The organism is Arthrobacter sp. Y3221157, assembly GCF_059089865.1.
In genome coordinates, this window is sequence record NZ_JBNHFD010000002.1 from 45800 (window position 1) to 62054 (window position 16255).

The 16255-nt window shown below is 67.7% G+C and carries 21 protein-coding genes; 14 read left to right on the forward strand and 7 right to left on the reverse strand.

The annotated features are described in order from the left end of the window. Positions 1 to 27 precede the first annotated feature (27 nt). Positions 28 to 567, forward strand: coding sequence for a GNAT family N-acetyltransferase (locus tag AC5RTT_RS01160; protein WP_494143656.1), 540 nt, complete (start codon positions 28 to 30; stop codon positions 565 to 567). Here AC5RTT_RS01160 and AC5RTT_RS01165 read toward each other — a convergent pair. After that, on the reverse strand, positions 564 to 1157 hold the full coding sequence (locus AC5RTT_RS01165) for a DnaJ family domain-containing protein (protein WP_494143657.1): 594 nt from the start codon (positions 1155 to 1157) through the stop codon (positions 564 to 566). The two genes, AC5RTT_RS01160 and AC5RTT_RS01165, sit on opposite strands and share 4 nt — an antisense overlap. Positions 1158 to 1494: 337 nt before the next feature. Between AC5RTT_RS01165 and AC5RTT_RS01170 the strand changes: the two genes are divergently transcribed. Then, positions 1495 to 2028, forward strand: coding sequence for a PaaI family thioesterase (locus tag AC5RTT_RS01170; protein ID WP_494143658.1), 534 nt, complete (start codon positions 1495 to 1497; stop codon positions 2026 to 2028). A gap of 43 nt (positions 2029 to 2071) precedes the next feature. On the opposite strand, the gene AC5RTT_RS01175 is transcribed toward AC5RTT_RS01170, so the two are convergent. Together AC5RTT_RS01175 and AC5RTT_RS01180 are read right to left on the reverse strand one after the other, a co-directional pair. Next, complete coding sequence (locus AC5RTT_RS01175) at positions 2072 to 2569, reverse strand: SRPBCC family protein (RefSeq protein ID WP_494143659.1); 498 nt, start codon at positions 2567 to 2569, stop codon at positions 2072 to 2074. A 12-nt stretch (positions 2570 to 2581) separates the two neighbouring features. Then, positions 2582 to 2914 (reverse strand): ArsR/SmtB family transcription factor, encoded by a 333-nt coding sequence (locus tag AC5RTT_RS01180; protein ID WP_494143660.1) that lies wholly within the window; start codon positions 2912 to 2914, stop codon positions 2582 to 2584. Positions 2915 to 3010: 96 nt separating this feature from the next. Between AC5RTT_RS01180 and AC5RTT_RS01185 the strand changes: the two genes are divergently transcribed. Further along, positions 3011 to 3763 (forward strand): type 1 glutamine amidotransferase family protein, encoded by a 753-nt coding sequence (locus AC5RTT_RS01185; RefSeq protein ID WP_494143661.1) that lies wholly within the window; start codon positions 3011 to 3013, stop codon positions 3761 to 3763. Between the two features lie 13 nt (positions 3764 to 3776). Here AC5RTT_RS01185 and AC5RTT_RS01190 read toward each other — a convergent pair whose 3' ends face one another. The 3 genes from AC5RTT_RS01190 to AC5RTT_RS01200 form a co-directional block, all read right to left on the reverse strand. Continuing rightward, positions 3777 to 4511 (reverse strand): GAF and ANTAR domain-containing protein, encoded by a 735-nt coding sequence (locus AC5RTT_RS01190; protein ID WP_494143662.1) that lies wholly within the window; start codon positions 4509 to 4511, stop codon positions 3777 to 3779. Positions 4512 to 4604: 93 nt separating this feature from the next. Then, complete coding sequence (locus AC5RTT_RS01195; RefSeq protein WP_494143751.1) at positions 4605 to 4874, reverse strand: SIP domain-containing protein; 270 nt, start codon at positions 4872 to 4874, stop codon at positions 4605 to 4607. A 12-nt stretch (positions 4875 to 4886) separates the two neighbouring features. Then, the gene (locus AC5RTT_RS01200; protein WP_354177017.1) at positions 4887 to 5897 is read right to left on the reverse strand and encodes an ABC transporter substrate-binding protein; all 1011 of its coding nucleotides are present in this window, start codon (positions 5895 to 5897) and stop codon (positions 4887 to 4889) included. A 125-nt stretch (positions 5898 to 6022) separates the two neighbouring features. Between AC5RTT_RS01200 and AC5RTT_RS01205 the strand changes: the two genes are divergently transcribed. The 11 genes from AC5RTT_RS01205 (at position 6023) to AC5RTT_RS01255 (ending at position 16044) form a co-directional block, all read left to right on the forward strand. Then, a complete protein-coding gene (locus AC5RTT_RS01205) occupies positions 6023 to 7099 on the forward strand; it encodes a FecCD family ABC transporter permease (protein WP_494143663.1) in 1077 nt (358 codons plus the stop codon). Continuing rightward, positions 7096 to 8199, forward strand: a complete 1104-nt coding sequence (locus AC5RTT_RS01210; RefSeq protein ID WP_494143664.1) for a FecCD family ABC transporter permease — start codon at positions 7096 to 7098, stop codon at positions 8197 to 8199. The genes AC5RTT_RS01205 and AC5RTT_RS01210 overlap by 4 nt, the downstream gene beginning before the upstream one ends. 2 nt (positions 8200 to 8201) lie before the next feature. Further along, entirely contained in the window at positions 8202 to 9017 is an 816-nt protein-coding gene (locus AC5RTT_RS01215; RefSeq protein WP_494143665.1) for an ABC transporter ATP-binding protein, read from the forward strand. 216 nt (positions 9018 to 9233) lie between these two features. After that, the gene (locus AC5RTT_RS01220; RefSeq protein ID WP_494009518.1) at positions 9234 to 9413 is read left to right on the forward strand and encodes a hypothetical protein; all 180 of its coding nucleotides are present in this window, start codon (positions 9234 to 9236) and stop codon (positions 9411 to 9413) included. 60 nt (positions 9414 to 9473) lie between these two features. Further along, entirely contained in the window at positions 9474 to 9671 is a 198-nt protein-coding gene (locus AC5RTT_RS01225) for a hypothetical protein (RefSeq protein ID WP_494009519.1), read from the forward strand. 142 nt (positions 9672 to 9813) lie between these two features. Continuing rightward, entirely contained in the window at positions 9814 to 10758 is a 945-nt protein-coding gene (locus AC5RTT_RS01230) for a tetratricopeptide repeat protein (protein ID WP_494143666.1), read from the forward strand. Between the two features lie 82 nt (positions 10759 to 10840). Next, positions 10841 to 11686 (forward strand): CPBP family intramembrane glutamic endopeptidase, encoded by an 846-nt coding sequence (locus tag AC5RTT_RS01235; RefSeq protein ID WP_494143667.1) that lies wholly within the window; start codon positions 10841 to 10843, stop codon positions 11684 to 11686. Positions 11687 to 11797: 111 nt separating this feature from the next. Beyond that, positions 11798 to 12058: a carboxymuconolactone decarboxylase family protein gene (locus AC5RTT_RS01240; RefSeq protein ID WP_494143668.1), complete on the forward strand. Its 261-nt coding sequence runs from the start codon at positions 11798 to 11800 to the stop codon at positions 12056 to 12058. Between the two features lie 148 nt (positions 12059 to 12206). After that, complete coding sequence (locus AC5RTT_RS01245; RefSeq protein ID WP_494143669.1) at positions 12207 to 13235, forward strand: nitronate monooxygenase; 1029 nt, start codon at positions 12207 to 12209, stop codon at positions 13233 to 13235. A gap of 125 nt (positions 13236 to 13360) precedes the next feature. After that, on the forward strand, positions 13361 to 15451 hold the full coding sequence (locus AC5RTT_RS01250) for a penicillin acylase family protein (RefSeq protein WP_494143670.1): 2091 nt from the start codon (positions 13361 to 13363) through the stop codon (positions 15449 to 15451). Beyond that, positions 15448 to 16044, forward strand: coding sequence for a GNAT family N-acetyltransferase (locus AC5RTT_RS01255; RefSeq protein ID WP_494143671.1), 597 nt, complete (start codon positions 15448 to 15450; stop codon positions 16042 to 16044). Before AC5RTT_RS01250 ends, AC5RTT_RS01255 begins: the two co-directional genes overlap by 4 nt. An 11-nt stretch (positions 16045 to 16055) precedes the next feature. Here AC5RTT_RS01255 and AC5RTT_RS01260 read toward each other — a convergent pair whose 3' ends face one another. After that, positions 16056 to 16235: a hypothetical protein gene (locus AC5RTT_RS01260; protein WP_035753009.1), complete on the reverse strand. Its 180-nt coding sequence runs from the start codon at positions 16233 to 16235 to the stop codon at positions 16056 to 16058. Positions 16236 to 16255 lie beyond the last annotated feature (20 nt).

The following is a 16255-nucleotide window of genomic DNA, read 5'->3' on the forward strand; positions in this document are numbered from 1 at the left end:
GTCATCCTGAGGGCCCGGCCTGCAACAATGAACGGCGTGAAGAGCCTCGAAACTGAGCGGCTGGTCCTCCGCCAGTGGGGGCCGGCGGATGCCACTTTTGTGCTGGATCTCTACTCGCGCTGGGAGGTGCAGCAGTTCATCGGCAATCCGCCCCAGGTCATGACGGACCTGGCGCAGGCGGAGGAACGGATCCGCGTGTGGCGGGCGATGGACTACCCCGTCCATGGAGTCTGGGCCGTTCAAATCAAAGACACCGGGGAGTTGGCCGGCACGCTGCTCCTGAAGTCCATCCCGGCGTCGGGCGGCTCCCTTCCCCTGCAGCCTTCCGGGGACACTGAGATCGGCTGGCACTTCCACCCCGGTTTCTGGGGCAACGGCTACGCGAGCGAGGCGGCGGCCGCGGTCCTCGCCTACGCCTTTGAAAGCGGCCTGCAGAAGGTAGTGGCAGTCACGGCGCCGGCCAACACTGCCTCACAGAGGGTGTGCACCCGGATTGGGCTGGTCCACAAGGGGCAGACCGGGCGCTACTACAACGCCCTCTGCGAGCTGTTCGAGCGGACTGCCTAACCCGCGCCCTTCCACAGCTTCTGCCACCACGAACGCGGCGCTTCAGGCGCCGGCGGTGGCTCGACGGTCCGGGAGGCCCGCCGCTGCCGCCAGCGGACCACTTCCTCCTCGACATCCCGGAGCTTGGTGATGACCGGCGGCCCGCCCTGCAGCTGCCGCCGCGCATCGACCACCCGGCGGTTGAAGTCCTGCAGGATGTCGCGGACCTGCTGTTCGGTGTACTGGGCGTCAAGCTTGGCGTCCAGCTCCGCGTCCTCAGTGCGCAGGAGGATGGCCGGCGGGCCGAGGCCGCTGATGTTCTCGCGCTGTAGCAGGCCCTTGACCCACCAGTCGGGGTCATAGGATTCACCCAGCCCCGGGATGGGCTTGCCGGCGTACTTGAGGTTGTCGAACTTGCCCTGGGCCATGGCGTCGCGAATCAGGTAGTCCGCCCTGGCGGCATCGCCCACCTTGCGGCGCTTCTCCCGTTCCTTGGCTTCAAGGGCAGCAAGGGCTGCTTCCTCTTCGGCGCTGATGCCGGCTCCCCGGTAGGACCGCACCTCGGCGGCACGCTCCAGCCGCTTCCGGAATTCTCCTGACCCGCTGCTCACCCTGTCCACCGCCCTTCAACGCCCTTCTTCAAGTATTTCGAAGCCCCTCGGACGGTTCAACGCCTCCTGAGCTACAGCACAAGAAAGCGCTACCCACCGCTCACCCTGCCTGCAATGAGCAACACGGAGGACCACCACGAAAGGTTCCGGATCACCAGCCGCTACGTCGACCTGAGTGGGCAGCAGGCAATTCCGGTGTCCGGCGAACTGCACTACTGCAGGGTTCCCCGCGATGGTGCGCTGGACGGGATGGCAGGAGAGGGCCGAACGCCCTGCCGGCTAACCCGGGCAGCGCCTAAGCTGGCACACAAACGCGGCCACGGCGGAGGAGAAGCCCATGGACACCAGCGGGCAGGCGGAACGCTCGGAGACTTTCAGCTGGACGGATCCGAGAGTGGGTCTGGCGCACCTGCCGACCATGTCCGGGCTGGACTTCCTGTCCGGCATGCGGGACGGCAGCATTCCGCGACCGCCCATGGCTTCGCTGATGAACCTGCGCCTGGTGTCGGTTGAACATGGGCGGGTGGAGTTCGAGTGCCGGCCGGCCGAGGCACACTACAACCCGCTGGGTGTGGTGCACGGCGGCCTGGCGTGCACCCTGCTGGACACCGTGGTGGGGTGCGCGGCGCACAGCACGCTGGCTGCCGGCTTCGGCTACACGTCCATTGACCTCTCGATCAGCTATCTGCGCCCCATCACGCTGCAGCATGCCGTCCTGCGCGCCGAAGGATCGGTGGTGAAGTCGGGGTCCCGGGTCATCTTTGCCGAGGGCCGCGTCTTCGCTCCGGACGGCGGCCTGCTGGCCACCGCCACCAGTTCGCTCCTGGTTTTCGCCGCCGCCGCGCCAAAGCAGGCGGCACCCAAGGCATAGCGTACGACGGCGGGAGGTCCCGCCGTCGTACGCTTTCCTTTCGTCAGGCGTTGGCGTGCTCGGCGAGGATCGCATCGATCTGGCCGGCTGCTTCCCTCATGCCCTCCATCATGCCCATGGCCACCATCTGTTCCAGCTGTTCTTCGGACTCGAACGTGGACAGGATGGTCATCCGGGTCCGCTCGCCCAGCGGTTCAATCGTGACCAGGGCGTGCGAGGTGCCATGCTCGCCAGTGGGGTTGCCGTCGCTGTCCGCGAAGCCGTCGTTGTATTCCAGCTGCCGCGGCGCTTCGATGGCGGTGAACTCCCACCAGCCGTGGAACTTCTCCCCCTCGGGGCTTGTCATGTAGTAGTTGGCTTTGCCGCCCGGCACGAACTCGTGCTTGTGGAACGTGGCCGGGTACGTGGGCGGACCCCACCAGCGCTCAAGCTGGCGCGGGTCCTCCCAGAGCTGCCAGACCCGATCCACGCCGGCATCAAACTCGGCAACGAGCGTCATGCTCAGGGCCTCGGGATTCTTGTCCATACTGATGACTGTCATGGCGATGCCTTCCTAACCTTCAGTGAGAATGTGGGCCATCCGGGCGGCACGCTGCCGCCAGATTTGTTCGTATTCGTCGAGCAGCCGCCGGGCTTTCTGCAGGCCATCATGGTCACCCCGCACAATCTGCTCCCTTCCGCGCTTTTCCTTGGTGACCAGGGAAGCGCGCTCCAACACCGCCACATGCTTCTGGACTGCGGCGAAACTCATGGCGTAGAGGGCCGCGAGACCCGAGACGGAATACTCGCCCACTGTCACGCGCCGAACAATGTCCCGGCGGGTGGAATCGGCGAACGCCTGGAAGAGGCGGTCCAGTTCGGAATCACGGAGCTGATCTACAACCATTTGGTTGTACGATATTCCCGTCCGGGGCGCGGGTCAAGAGGCTTTTCCCCCTCTTTTGCGCCGTCCCCACACCGCCCGGCGGGTAGGTTGAAGCCCATGAGCATTTTCCTCGCCGGTGCCGGGCCGGACCCGTTGGCCTTTCCAGAAGTGTTTGACCGCTTTGCCGCGGAAGTGTCACAGAAATCGGGCGCTGCCCGCTCCGCGAGGATTGCCGTGGTGGTCCATGACCAGGCCCGCAACCCCGCCGGCCGACTGGCCGAGTATGTTGAGCCGCTGCGTGCACGGCTGCCGTTCGAACTGGTTCCGGTGCTCCTTGGCGAGCTGCGGACCGCGGACCCGGCGCTGTTCGACGGCGTGGATGCGGTGGTGGTGGGCGGCGGACTGACGCCGGCCTACCTGGCGGGTCTTGATCCCGCGATGCCGGCACTTACCCGCATTGTTGCCGGCGGCGCTTCCTACCTTGGCTTTTCCGCGGGCACCATGGTGGCGCCGGACCGGGCGCTGATCGGCGGCTACCGGGTGCATGGCATCGAGGTGTGCGGTGAAGAGTGCTCGGAAGGACTGGACGCGCTGGACATCCGCGAGGGTCTTGGCCTTGCCCCCTTTTCCGTGGACGTCCATGCGGCGCAGGCCGGAACACTTGGACGGGCTGTCGGTGCCGTGGCGGCAGGCCTGGTGGCGAGGACTGTTGCCATTGACGAAAGCACGGCCCTCATCCTGCCCGCGGCGGGCTCGGAGGACTTCGAGGTGATCGGCAGCGGCAATTGCTGGGATGTGCGGGGACGTGGGTCAGGCGACGCAAACGCGGCCGGCGGATCCGCCGTCGTTTCTGTCCTGCGGGCGGGCTGACAGCGGGCTGCGGCTACCCGTCGAAGTGGGTCTGGATGCTGTCGCCGGACAGTTGTTCGATCAGTTCGGCGGCAACGTCACGCAGCTTGCGGTTCCGGTTGCTGGAGACCTTGGTAAGAATGTCCATGGCTTCGGCCTGGGAGCAGCGGTTCTGCGCCATGATGACACCGCAGGCCAGATTGATTGCGGTCCTGCTCTGCAAGGCTGCCTCGAGGTCCTCCGCCCGGTTCTGGGCAGTGTTGATCCGGACGGAGAGATTCAGTGTGTTGTGGGCGGCGGCGGCGAATCCCAAAGCCTTGTCATAGACGTCCGCGTTGAAGGCGCGCGGTTTCGCAGCAAAGAAGTTGAGGGCCGCACGGGAGTCCCCGCTGATTTCCAGCGGCACCCCCAAACTGCTGTGCACGCCGTGCTCCTTGAACTTCTGGTTCAACTCCGGCCACCGGGGGTCCTCGGAAACGTCATCGATTATCACCGGGGACATCTCGCGCAGTGCTTTGATGCAAGGACCATCGCCCAACGCCTGCTCTATACGGTCAAGCTCCACGGCCCGCGGACTGCTCCCGGCAGCCGTGGCAGGCCTGCGCCGCAGCTTGAGGGTGACCGCGCATTCAATCTGGTCGTTGGCCGCTTCCGATACCGCGGCTGCCGCCAACCCGGAAAGTCCGGAGAGGAATTCCACCGCGTTCTCTGCGCCCACCAGGACTTCCTGCAGCTGCAGTACTGACTCGTTATCCGCGGAAGTCGACATGGGCCCATCTTACTGTCCGCCGGGAAAAGGCGCCGCCCCTTTGTGGGCTCAAGGGAACCCGCCCTGCCTGCTTCGACGAACAGTTCCGGTGGTTCAGGGCTTGGGCACGGGAATCCCGTTGACGCCCGAGCCGGCCTTGCCAAGACTCCAGTAGCCCCGGAACTCCGACGCCCTGGGGTCCACGCTCGAATCCGTGAGGCACCGGCGGAGGGATTTGACCGTTGCCGCTTCGGCGCCCACCCAGGCATAGAGGGGTATCCGGCGTTGGTGCCGGAGGGCGGAAGTGCGGGGACAGGTCCCGCAATTCCGCCACCACTGCTTCGAACACCCGCACAGGGTGCCCGGAAACCGGTGCTGAAGCAGCCATCAGGGGCCTTACGGCAGCTGGGGATCCACGCCGTAGTGGTTGGCCAGCTCGGTGATCACGGCGTGGGCGCCCTGGATGCTGACCGACGCCAGGAACGTGGCGTCGTCAACGTTCTTGACCTCGCCCTGGAGGCGCTGCCACAGCGGGTTGGACTGGAAGGCCTCCTGCTGTGCGCGGGCCTTGTCGCCCTCGGCGCCGGCGGGGGTGAAGGCGCTGACCATCACCAGGCCGGCGTCGCCCTGCAGGATCTGCTCGGCGGAGAGCGGGACGAAGATCTCCTTGTCGCTGTCCGGCTGGTCCTTGGGCCGCGGGATGTTCATGTCCGCCATGATCTCGCCGATGAAGGAATTCGAGGAGTACAGGCGTGCGGTGTCACCGCCGGTGAAGCGGATCAGCGAGTAGGTGGCGTCCGGCTTCTTTGCCAGGATCTCGGCGCCGACCTTTGCCGCACGGTCCTCGTACGCCTTGACCAGTTCCTCGGCTTTGGCCTTCTTGCCCAGTGCCTCACCGAGGAAAACAACGTTCTCCTTCCAGGTGGGACCGGTGCTCACGGAGAAGATGGTGGGCGCGATCTTGGACAGCTGCGAGTAGAGCGCCTCGTGGCGGACCTTCGCGGACACGATCAGGTCCGGCTGCAGTTCCAGGATCTTTTCCAGGTTGGGTTCGGCCAGGGTTCCAACGTTCACCGCATCCTTGGTGGCGTCGGCAACGTCGCCGAGGTAAGGGGCGAAGGGGGCCTTGGGGTCCTGCCGGTACTGCACGTAGCCCACCAGGTCAGCCTCGAGCAGGAGCGCCGCGTCGATGTAGCTGGGGTCAAGCGCAACCACGCGCTTCGGGACCTCTTCGATGGTGGTGGAGCCCATGGTGTGCTCCATGGTCAGCGGGAATCCGGCGGCTTCGGCAGCGGCGGTGGTGGCGGTGCTGCTGGTGGTGGCGGCCGGGGAGCCGCAGGCCGCGGTGGCCAGGAGGACCAGGCCGGCGGCGGCAGCAGTGAGCTGCCTGGAGATGCGAGTTTTCACGGGGATGCCTTCATAAACGGAACGGGTGTGCGACGCATTAGGTAAGGCTTACCTGCGTCTGCCGTAGACTGTAGCAGCATTTGGAGAAATAGCTCACAAACCCGTGACGTAATAGAAAGTCCGATGTGAAAACGCTGAACCTTGAGCCGGGCCCCACGCTGGAACGGGCGCCGGCAGAAGCCGTTGCGCCCGTTTCCCCGCCGCGGAAGGCTCCCCGGAACCGGGCCGCCTGGTTCCTGGCTTCGGTGCTGGCCCTGTTCCTGGCCAGCGTGCTCAGCATCTGCATCGGAGGGCAGCCCTCCTCGCTGCAGGAAGCCTGGCACGCCCTGTTCACTCCCACTGGCGACGTCATGGACGTGACCGTCCGGGAACTTCGCTGGCCCCGCACCGTGCTGGGAATCTGCGCCGGTATCTGCCTCGGCCTGGCGGGAACCCTGGTCCAGGGCCACACCCGGAATCCCGTGGCGGACCCCGGCCTGCTAGGGATCAACCAGGGAGCCGCGTTGGCCATCGTGGCCGCCACCGCCCTTGCCGGTGACCTTCCCGCCCTGGCCCAGGCACTGCTGGCCTTCGCCGGTGCCCTCGCCGCCAGCGTCCTGGTGTTCATGATCGGCTCAGCGGCCCGCTACGGGGCCACCCCCGTGACGCTGGTGCTCGCAGGTGCCGCCGTCACTGCGTTGTGCTCCGGACTTGTGGCCGGAATCGTCCTGCTCAACGACCATGCCCTGGACACCCTGCGGTTCTGGCAGGTGGGCTCCCTGGCCGGCAGGACCGGCGTCCTCGAGCTGGTGTGGCCGTTCATCGCGGCCGGAGTGCTGCTTGCCCTGCTCAACATCCGCGCCCTGAACGCCCTGGCGCTGGGAACGGACACCGCCGTCTCGCTCGGCATCCCGGTGCTGCGGGCACGCGCCGTGGGCATTGGCGCGGTCACCCTCCTTGCCGGTACTGCCGTGACCCTGGCAGGCCCCATCGCCTTCGCCGGACTCCTGGTTCCACACCTGACCCGTACCATCACCGGCCCGGACTACCGCTGGCTGGTGCCGGTTTCGCTCTTCACCGGCGCCACCGTGGTGCTGCTCGCTGATACGGCGGGACGCCTGATCGCCAGGCCCGGCGAACTCTCGGTCGCGGTGGTCCTTGCCGTGGTGGGCGCACCCTTCTTCATCTACCTCGCCCGGCGTAAGAGGCTGCAGACGCTATGACCGTCCTCCAGAAGGCGCAGCTCCGGAAAACTTCCCCGAGCCCCACGGGCATCAGGGCGCTGCGGGCAGGCCCCGTTTCCGTCCGCTTCAACGTCCGCGTGCTGGTGGTGGCGGTCCTGTTGGTTCTGGCAACGGTGGCCGCCATGGCGCTGCACGTTGCCTTCGGCGGCACACCCATGGCCTACCCGGACGTCCTCCGGGCCCTGCTGGGCGACGACTCCAACACCCGGATCCACCTGGCAGTAACGGAGTTCCGCGCACCGCGGATGGTGGCCGCCGTCGTAGTGGGAGCCTGCCTGGCCGCCGCCGGCGCCATCACGCAGTCCCTAGCGCGCAACCCGCTGGCAAGTCCGGACCTGCTGGGAGTAACGGCCGGCGCCTCGCTGGGGGCAGTGGCCGTGCTGGTCATTGCGGGCGGGGGCCACGCGGGCCTGAGCGGGCTGGCCGCGACGGTGGGCATGCCCGCCGCGGCGTTCGCCGCAGGCATTATCAGCGGAGTCGCCGTCTACCTGCTCTCCTACCGGCGCGGGCTGGACAGCTACCGGCTGGTGCTGGCCGGCCTGGGCATCTCCGGCCTGGCAGCCAGCCTCACCACGTGGATCCTCACCCTGGGCGACGTGACAAGCGCCGCCCAGGCGCTCACGTGGATGATGGGCTCGCTCAATGGAAAGGACTGGGAAACCGTCCAGCCCATGGCACTCAGTGCTGCAGTGCTGCTCCTGGCTGCGATGCTAAGCGGCCGGTGGCTGCTGCTCACCAGCCTGGGTGAGGACACCGCCGTCGGGCTCGGTGCCCGGATCGGCGCGGTCCGCCTGGTTGTCCTGGCCCTCGCCGTCCTGCTCGCGTCGGTGGCGACCGTGACGGCGGGACCCGTGGCGTTTGTTGCCCTGGCAAGTCCCCGGATTGCCCGGGCACTGGCATCCACCGTGATTCCCTCGGTGGGGGTGTCCGCCCTGGTGGGCGCCATCTTCGTGCTGCTGGCGGACACCCTGTCCGCCAATGCCCTCGCCGCACCGCTGCCGGTGGGCGTGGCCACCGCCGTGGTGGGGGCACCGTTCCTGATCTACCTGATCCTCAAATACCAGCGGAGGCTGAGTTGAACATGTCCACCCGGCAACAGGGCCTCCGTGCCCGGGACCTCAGTCTCGGCTACGACGGCGCAGACATCATCAGGGGCCTCACCCTCGACGTCCCCGATGCCCGGGTCACCTCCATCATCGGGCCCAACGGCTGCGGCAAGTCCACCTTGCTGAGGGGCCTCGGCAGGCTGCTGAACCCCCGGTCCGGCAACGTACTGCTGGACGGCATCCCGCTCCGGGAACACTCCACCCGGCACATCGCCACCCGCATCAGCGTGCTGCCACAGGCCCCCACTGCGCCGTCCGGACTGACGGTGGCGGACCTCGTCTCCCGGGGCAGGCACCCGCGGCAGAAGTGGTACCAGCAGTTTTCCGCTGCCGATGAAGGGGTGGTGGAGGCTGCCTTGGACGCCACCGACATCCTGGGACTGGCGGATTCACCCCTGGAGGACCTTTCGGGCGGACAGCGGCAACGGGCCTGGATTTCCATGACACTGGCGCAGGAAACAGGGATCCTGCTGCTGGACGAGCCCACCACGTACCTGGATCTGGCCCACCAGGTGGATGTGCTGGAACTGGTCCGCCGGCTGAACCGCGAGCACCACCGGACCATCGTGATGGTGCTCCACGACATCTCGCTGGCCGCCCGCTACTCGGACCACATCATCGCCATGAAGGACGGCGCCGTCGTGGCGCAGGGCAGCCCGTCCGAGGTCATCACCCCCGAGTGCCTGCTGGAGGTGTTCGGCCTGGACGCCCACGTGGTGGCCGAACCCACCGAAGGCCGTCCGCACGTTATCCCGCTGGGAACAGTGGGGGCGGCGCCCGTCCCTACGTGATGAGATTCACTTGCAATAAACGGCGATTTGGTTGAGAGCACCCTTTCGCTTTCGGCACCATGGAAGGGCAGGGCAGGATGATGTTCCGGCCCTTACCCATCCTGGTGACGCAATGAGGCGCGCCGGCATGCCCAGCGGGCGGCCGAACGCCCCACGGCGCGAGCAGGCCGACTTTCCGGCTTTACCGGCCGGACCAATGCAAGGAAGTACTGAACAATGACGTTTGAAACTGCCGAATCCGTGACCCTCAAAATCTGGGACCGCTCCGCCGTCCACGCCACGCTGGACACGCTTGTGGAGGACCTCTCCGCCCGCCACAACACTGACAAGGGCAGCATCGCCGTGACCTGCAGCGGCCCGAACACCTTCACCCTCAGCCTGAATCCGGCCCTCTAGCCGCAGCCGGGCGGGCTTTCCCGCCTTCCGCCACACCCGCAAAGAAATGGAAGTTGAATAATGACGTTCGATGCCACTGATTCCGTGACCCTGAAGATCTGGGACAAAGCCTCCCTCCACCACACCCTGGACTCCGCGATCAGCGACCTTTCGGCACGGCACAACACCACCACATGCCGGGTTGCGGTGACCTGCAGCGGCCCCAACACCTTCACGCTCAGCGTGCGCGGCGAGGACAACGCCCTGGTGGGCGCCTAAGCGGCAACCCGCTTCGAAGGCAAAGCGTACGACGTCGGCCCCCGCCCGCCGTCGTACGCTTTGCCTTAATCCGGGTTGCCTTATCCGGACAGGGGGCCGGAAGGCCATGGTGCGCACCCGGCGGCCCCTGCATACTGGACGGGTGACGGTTCGCAAATGGCAGGGCCATGGGGAGCAGCGTGCGCCCCGGGATGTGTGGTCCGACTGGACAGCCGCGGACGACGCCGGCGAAACGGACAAGGCAAGGGCGCTGGCGGGCGAAATGCTGCGCCTCGCGCCGGACTCTTTCTACGCCTGGTTCCATGCCGGACTGCTGTCGAAGGCGCTGGGCAAGTGGGCTGAAAGCCTGGAACGCAACGCCCGGGCCGTTGAGCTCTTCACGCCCGTGGAGGCGGCGGACTTCGACGGCGTCAACCCCGCCGCCTGGAACCTGGGAATTGCCTCCACGGCCTTGGGCGACTGGGCAACCGCCCGTCGGGCCTGGGCTGCCTACGGCATTAAGGGCATGGGAACCGGCTACGATCCCATCGACTCCAATTTCGGCCTGGCGCCGGTCCGGCTGAATCCGGACCAGCCAAGCCTTCCCCATCAGGTGCTGCCCTCCGCCGGCGCCACTGAAGTGGTCTGGTGCTGGCGCAGGAGCCCCGCCCACGCCGTCATCGCGAGTGTCCCGCTGCCCGAATCCGGGCACCGGTTCAGGGACGTCGTCCTGCACGACGGCGAACCGAAGGGGTTCCGCAGGCTGGGCGGGCAGGACGTGGCGGTATTCGACCAGCTCCTGCGGCTGGAGGACTCGGGCCTGCCCACGTGGCAGGCCCAGGTGGCCGGGGCAACACCGGACGACCTCCAGGAACTCTCCGACCTCCTGGAGCAGCACGGCATGGGCGCCGATGACTGGTCCGGGATGCGCCTCCTGTGCTCGGAATGCTCCCATGGAACTCCCGACGACGGGCACCACCACGTGCCGGCATCGTCCGACGCGACGCGGCTGGGGCTGGCCGGCGCCGAAGCCCGGCTGAGCCCGGTGCTTGACGCCTGGCTGGACTCCCGGCCCGCCGTGGACCTGGAGCTGACGCTGCTGTGGTGAACCGCCGCACCTCGTCCCGCGCCCGGCCGGCAAGTAGAATTTTGAGCATCCACCGGAAGCGCCACTGAAGCATAGGGACGTGATGAGGCAGCAATCACAGGCGCAAGCCGATCTCCAGGGCGCGGAAACACGAAAGCCCGCCCGCACTACACTGGCGGTGGTCCCCGCGGCCCTCGTCTCGGCGTCGGGCTTCCTGCTGTTCGCCCGGGAGGACAGGCTCTTCGGCTTCCTCCTCCTGGCCGCCGCACTGGTCCTCGCCGGCATCATCAGCCGGCGGCTCCTGATCGACCTGGCGCTGATCGCCGTGGGGCTGACCGCCATGAGCCTGGTGCCCATCACCACGGATATCAGCACCGAACATATGGCGGTGATGGGAACCGCAATGATCCTGGCGGTGGGCATCCCCTACGCCGTCTCCCGGTTCATCACCAAGGACCATGCCATCCGGTTCCCCGTCAGGACGGGACAGCCGTGGACGCGCGCGGAGAAGTGGTACCTGCCCGCCGTCCTGCTGATCGGGTACGCGCTGATGCCCGTGTACATGATCCGCACCGGCGTCTACAACAACTGGCCGGCCGTCAGCGACGTGGATGGCATCGCCCGGCTGTTCCTGGGCACCAATGTGTTGGGGATCTGGGATGAACTGTTCTTCATCTGTACAGCTTTCACCCTGCTGCGGCGGCACCTCCCCGACTGGCAGGCCAACCTGCTCCAGGCCGTCCTTTTCACGTCCTTCCTTTGGGAGCTCGGCTTCCACGCCTGGGCGCCGTTCTTCATCTTCCCGTTCGCGCTGCTCCAGGCCCGGCTCTTCACGGTGACAAAGTCCCTCTCCTACATCGTGAGCGTGCACCTGCTGTTCGACTTCGTGCTGTTCCTGGTGCTGATCCACGCCCACAACCGGGAATGGATCGACATCTTCCTCTACTGAACCCGCCCCTGGCCTGGCTCCGGCAGTCCGGCTCCGGCCAGAGCTCGGGCCAGTGTTCCGGGAGGGTTTAGGCTGGGAGCCGGATGCCTCCCGCCTGCGCGGGAACGGCATGTGAAGGGACGCCAGGAAGATGGTGCAGGAAACAGTTGGCGCGGGACGATCGAGGCGCCCACTATTTACGACGTCGCGGCGCTGGCCGGAGTTTCACACCAGACCGTCTCGCACTCCAAGGTTGGCCAGTATGAAAGCGCCGTGGCGGTCCTGACGCCGGGGCAGGTGTCAGCCATCACCTGGGTGGCCATGGCCATCAACACTTTTAACCGCGTGGCCATCAGCGGCTCCTACAAGGTGGCACCCCGCGGCCAGCACTGACAGGACTAGGGCGTATCCCCCAGCGCCAGAAGGCTTCCGGGTGTTTGGGGGTGCTCCGCTACCGCCATCCTGGGTATCGTGGGACTCCTCAAGCAGCTTGGCATACAGGCGGCGTCCACCGGGGTCGCCAAGGCACCACAAGGAATCCATGAGTAACCAGCCCATGTCCCGATTCGATCCCGCTTCCCTGCCGGTGCCCGTCATCCAGGCGCCCATGGCGGGCGGACCGTCCACGCCGCGGCTGGCGGCCGCGGTGAGCGAAGCCGGCGGACTTGGTTTCCTGGCCGCGGGCTACAAGACGGCGGATGCCATGCGGGCGGAGATTGCGACCACCCGCAGCCTCACGGGCCGGCCATTCGGCGTTAACCTGTTCGTTCCCCAGCCCCCGTTCAGCAACCCCGAAGCGCTGCGCGCCTATGCCGATGCCCTGGCACCGGACGCGGAGCGCTTCGGCATCCGGCTGGGGGATCCCCGGCACGACGATGACGACTGGGACAACAAGGTGGACGTCCTGCTGGAGCTGGCGCCCGCCGTCGTCTCCTTCACCTTCGATCTGCCGGACAGCGCTGTCATCGAGGCGTTTCAGCAGAGGGGGATCGCCGTCGTCGCCACCGTCACCTCGCGCGCCGAAGCCCTGCAGGCGCTCGACGCCCGCGTGGACGCGCTCGCCGTGCAGGGGCAGGAAGCCGGAGGTCACCGCGGCACCTTCGATCCCGCCGCCGATGAAACACAGCCCCTGCACACCCCGCTGCGCGGGCTCGCGGACCTTCCGCTGCCGCTGTTCGCCGCCGGAGGGATTGCCACCGCAGCGGATGTCCGCGCGGCCCTGGCCCTGGGTGCGGCAGCAGTCCAGGCGGGCACGGCGTTCCTGTGCGCGGACGAGGCCGGGACCAAGGCCGCGCACCGGAAGGCGCTGGCTACCGGGAGCTTCACCGCCACCGCCGTGACCCGGTCCTTTTCCGGCAGGAATGCCCGCGGCCTCACCAACGAATTCATGCGCCGGCACGACGCTGAGGCACCCTATGGCTACCCGGAGATCCACCACCTGACCACTCCCCTGCGCGCAGCGGCCGCCGCGGCTGGGGATCCGGACTGGCTGAACCTCTGGGCGGGCACCGGGTTCCGGCACGCCGTGGAGGGACCCGCCGCCGCGATCCTCGCCGCGCTCACACCGTAGGCTGCGGGGCGTTTGTTGCGCCACGGGTTTTGGGGATGGCCCGCACGTCCCCTTACCCTTACTTAGGTTTGGCTTACCTAAGAGAAGGAAAAGACCCGTGCCCACCACTGCCGCAAGTCCAACCCATGGCCGCTGAGACATTCCGCGACCCGTGGGGCATCCCCCACCTGCGTGCCGGGTCGGCCACGGAGCTTGCCTTCCTGCAGGGTGCGAACGCCGCGACCGACCGCTCCTGGCAGATCGAGGTGGAGCGCTGGCGCTCGGAGGGCAGGACAGCGGAACACCTGGGGCCGGACGGCGTGGTGTGGGACCGGTTTGCCCGGCAGGCGCGGATCGAGGACACCGCCCGCCGCTGCTTCCACAACCTGGATCCGGCCACGCAGCACTGGTGCGGGGCCTACAGGGATGGCGTAAACCACGCCCTGGAAGCGGGCCGGCGGGATGCGCGGGAGTTCGGGGACACCGCCACGGCGCCTGCCCGCTGGGAGCCGTGGACTCCGCTCGGCGTTTTCCTGGTCCACCACATCCTGTTCAGCACCTTTCCCAACAAGCTGTGGCGGGACCACGTGGCCCGGACCCTTGGCCCGGACGCCGTGGAGCTTTTCAGCATCGAGGCCCCGGTCTGGGCGGGCAGCAACGCCTGGGCCGCCGCGGGAGGCCTGACCGGCTCCGGCGCACCGCTCCTCGCCGGCGACCCGCACCGGCTCCTGGAACTTCCCGGCGTCTACCAGCAGGTGCGGCTTGCCTGCCCGGAGTTCGACGTCGTCGGGCTGGCTTTTCCCGGCGTGCCCGGCCTGCCGCACTTCGGCCACACGGGGACGGCGGCGTGGGCTGTCACAAATGCCATGGCCGACTACCAGGACCTTTACCGTGAACAGCTAAGGCGGGACGGCGGCACCCTCCAGGCGCTCGGCCCGGACGGCTGGGAGCCGGTGGTTGCCGACCACCAGGAGAAGATTCTGGTCCGCGGCGCCGCCACGGAGACGGTGGACGTGGTTGAGACAGCCCGCGGCCCCGTCATCTCGGGCGGGTTCGACGGCGGCGCGCTGAGCCTGCGGGCACCGTCACGGGCCGGAGGGCGGCTGGGTTTCGAGGCCCTCCTGCCGCTGCTGCGGAGCCGCAGCGCCGCCGAGATTGAGGCTGCCCTGGAGGCTTGGGTGGAGCCCGTTAACTGCGTGCTGGCAGCCGATGCCGGCGGTGACGTCCGGCAACTGGTGGCGGGCAAGGTTCCGGTACGGAACCCGGCGAACCGGGTCCGTCCCGTCCCTGCCCAGTCCCCGCAGCACCGGTGGACGGGCCAATGGGTGGATCTGCCGGTGTCACGGGTGGACACCCTGGCGGTGAACGCTAATGACCGTGAGTCCGGCGGCGGCAGCCTGACCGGGCTGGAGTTCGCCCCCGCCCACCGGGCACGCCGGATCCGCCAACTGCTGGAAGAAGCCGGGGAAAACCTGGATCCGGAGGACATGCAGCGGATCCACATGGACTGCCGGCTGGGGTCCTGGCCCGCACTGCGGGCCCTGCTGGCGGAACTGGGCGGGGAGAATGGGGTCCGCCTCTCCGCCCCTGCCGAGGAACTGCGGGACCGGCTGCTGGGCTGGGACGGAGACATGCACGCCGCCAGCACGGACGCCGGAGCTTTCGCCGCCTGGCGCTCGGCACTTGTGGCCGCGCTGGCCGGCGCTCCCCTGCTGGCACCGCTCGCGGCCCCCGCCGGGCACTCGGCCCTGTTCGCACCCTGGCTGAACCCGGTCTCCCGGGTTGGCTTCGCATTGGAAACCATTATTGCCAAGGGCGCCGGGCACGGCCTCGACGTGGCAGCCGCGGCGGGCCGGGCGCTGGAGGCGGCGGCAGCATCGCCGTCGTCCGCTGCCTGGGGCGAAAGCCACACGGTCCTGCCGCTGCACGCGGTGTCGGATTTCCCGGGCGCGGGCGCCGCCGCACCCGCCGTGCCGGCCATCGCCCTGTCCGGGGACACCAGCTGCGTGCTGTGCACGGAAAGCCTGCCAGGTGTAACGGATGCGTCCTTCCGCGGACCCGTGGCCCGCTATGTCTGGGACCTCTCCGACCGTTCGAAGAGCCGGTGGGTCGTGCCGTTCGGCGCGTCCGGGCAACCCGATGACCCGAACTTCCTCAGCCAGCTGCCGCTCTGGGCCGCCGGCGAACTCATCCCCGTCACCACCGACTGGGACCAGCTCACCAAGGAGACCACATGACAAGCATCGAGTCCGCACTTCCGCACACGATCCGGGACGCCGTCTACGAGGAGGACCTCCCGGGCCTGGGCCGTCTCCGGCTGCTCCGCCTGGCGCCTGAACAGGACGCAGACCTGGTGCACAGCTGGGTGCGGGAGGAGCGCGCCCGGTTCTGGGGCATGAACGGCTGGAGCCGGGACGAAGTCCGGGACGTCTACGCGTTCCTGGACAGCCTGGACACGCACCACGGGTTCCTGATGACCGTTGCCGGCGAGCCCGCCGGCGTCTTCCAGACGTACGAGCCGCTGCACGATCCCGTGGGCGAGGTGTATCCGGCCCGTGCCGGCGATGTCGGCATCCACCTGCTGCTGGCCCCGGCGGCACGCCCGGTCCCGAACTTCACGGCCACCCTACTGGCCGGGCTGGTGCGGTTCGTGCTCTCCGATCCGGCGAAGGACCGCGTGGTGGCCGAGCCTGATGCGCGGAACGCCAAAGCCATTGGCCGTTTCACCAGCTTCGGCTTCGAAGCCGGGCCCAAGGTCCAGCTGCCAGAAAAGGAAGCGCAGCTGGTGTTCCTGGGCCGGGAAGCATTCGAGTTCCGGGCTGCGGAGTAGGGCGGACCCTACTACTCCTCGCCGGTGTCCTGGGCTTCCAGGTACTTTGCCATGGCTTCGCAGGCCTGGTTCCAGCGCGCATTCAGCGCGTGCCTGTTCAACGGCGAGAACATGCCGTCGAGTACTTTTTCCACTGCGTCATATGCGGCGTCCCGGACTCTTTCCTGCGCCGCTGGGGTGTAGTAGTTCATGGCAGTAATTCGTTGTGGTT

What these genes read in the sequence shown, in the direction of transcription:
- AC5RTT_RS01160 (WP_494143656.1), top strand. Translation starts at nt 28, where the DNA reads ATGAACGGCGTGAAGAGCCTCGAAACTGAGCGGCTGGTCCTCCGCCAG.
- AC5RTT_RS01180 (WP_494143660.1), bottom strand. Translation starts at nt 2,914, where the DNA reads ATGGTTGTAGATCAGCTCCGTGATTCCGAACTGGACCGCCTCTTCCAG.
- AC5RTT_RS01245 (WP_494143669.1), top strand. Translation starts at nt 12,207, where the DNA reads ATGAGTAACCAGCCCATGTCCCGATTCGATCCCGCTTCCCTGCCGGTG.
- AC5RTT_RS01255 (WP_494143671.1), top strand. Translation starts at nt 15,448, where the DNA reads ATGACAAGCATCGAGTCCGCACTTCCGCACACGATCCGGGACGCCGTC.
- AC5RTT_RS01235 (WP_494143667.1), top strand. Translation starts at nt 10,841, where the DNA reads ATGAGGCAGCAATCACAGGCGCAAGCCGATCTCCAGGGCGCGGAAACA.
- AC5RTT_RS01185 (WP_494143661.1), top strand. Translation starts at nt 3,011, where the DNA reads ATGAGCATTTTCCTCGCCGGTGCCGGGCCGGACCCGTTGGCCTTTCCA.
- AC5RTT_RS01225 (WP_494009519.1), top strand. Translation starts at nt 9,474, where the DNA reads ATGACGTTCGATGCCACTGATTCCGTGACCCTGAAGATCTGGGACAAA.
- AC5RTT_RS01190 (WP_494143662.1), bottom strand. Translation starts at nt 4,511, where the DNA reads ATGTCGACTTCCGCGGATAACGAGTCAGTACTGCAGCTGCAGGAAGTC.
- AC5RTT_RS01175 (WP_494143659.1), bottom strand. Translation starts at nt 2,569, where the DNA reads ATGACAGTCATCAGTATGGACAAGAATCCCGAGGCCCTGAGCATGACG.
- AC5RTT_RS01170 (WP_494143658.1), top strand. Translation starts at nt 1,495, where the DNA reads ATGGACACCAGCGGGCAGGCGGAACGCTCGGAGACTTTCAGCTGGACG.
- AC5RTT_RS01250 (WP_494143670.1), top strand. Translation starts at nt 13,361, where the DNA reads ATGGCCGCTGAGACATTCCGCGACCCGTGGGGCATCCCCCACCTGCGT.
- AC5RTT_RS01210 (WP_494143664.1), top strand. Translation starts at nt 7,096, where the DNA reads ATGACCGTCCTCCAGAAGGCGCAGCTCCGGAAAACTTCCCCGAGCCCC.
- AC5RTT_RS01215 (WP_494143665.1), top strand. Translation starts at nt 8,202, where the DNA reads ATGTCCACCCGGCAACAGGGCCTCCGTGCCCGGGACCTCAGTCTCGGC.
- AC5RTT_RS01220 (WP_494009518.1), top strand. Translation starts at nt 9,234, where the DNA reads ATGACGTTTGAAACTGCCGAATCCGTGACCCTCAAAATCTGGGACCGC.
- AC5RTT_RS01260 (WP_035753009.1), bottom strand. Translation starts at nt 16,235, where the DNA reads ATGAACTACTACACCCCAGCGGCGCAGGAAAGAGTCCGGGACGCCGCA.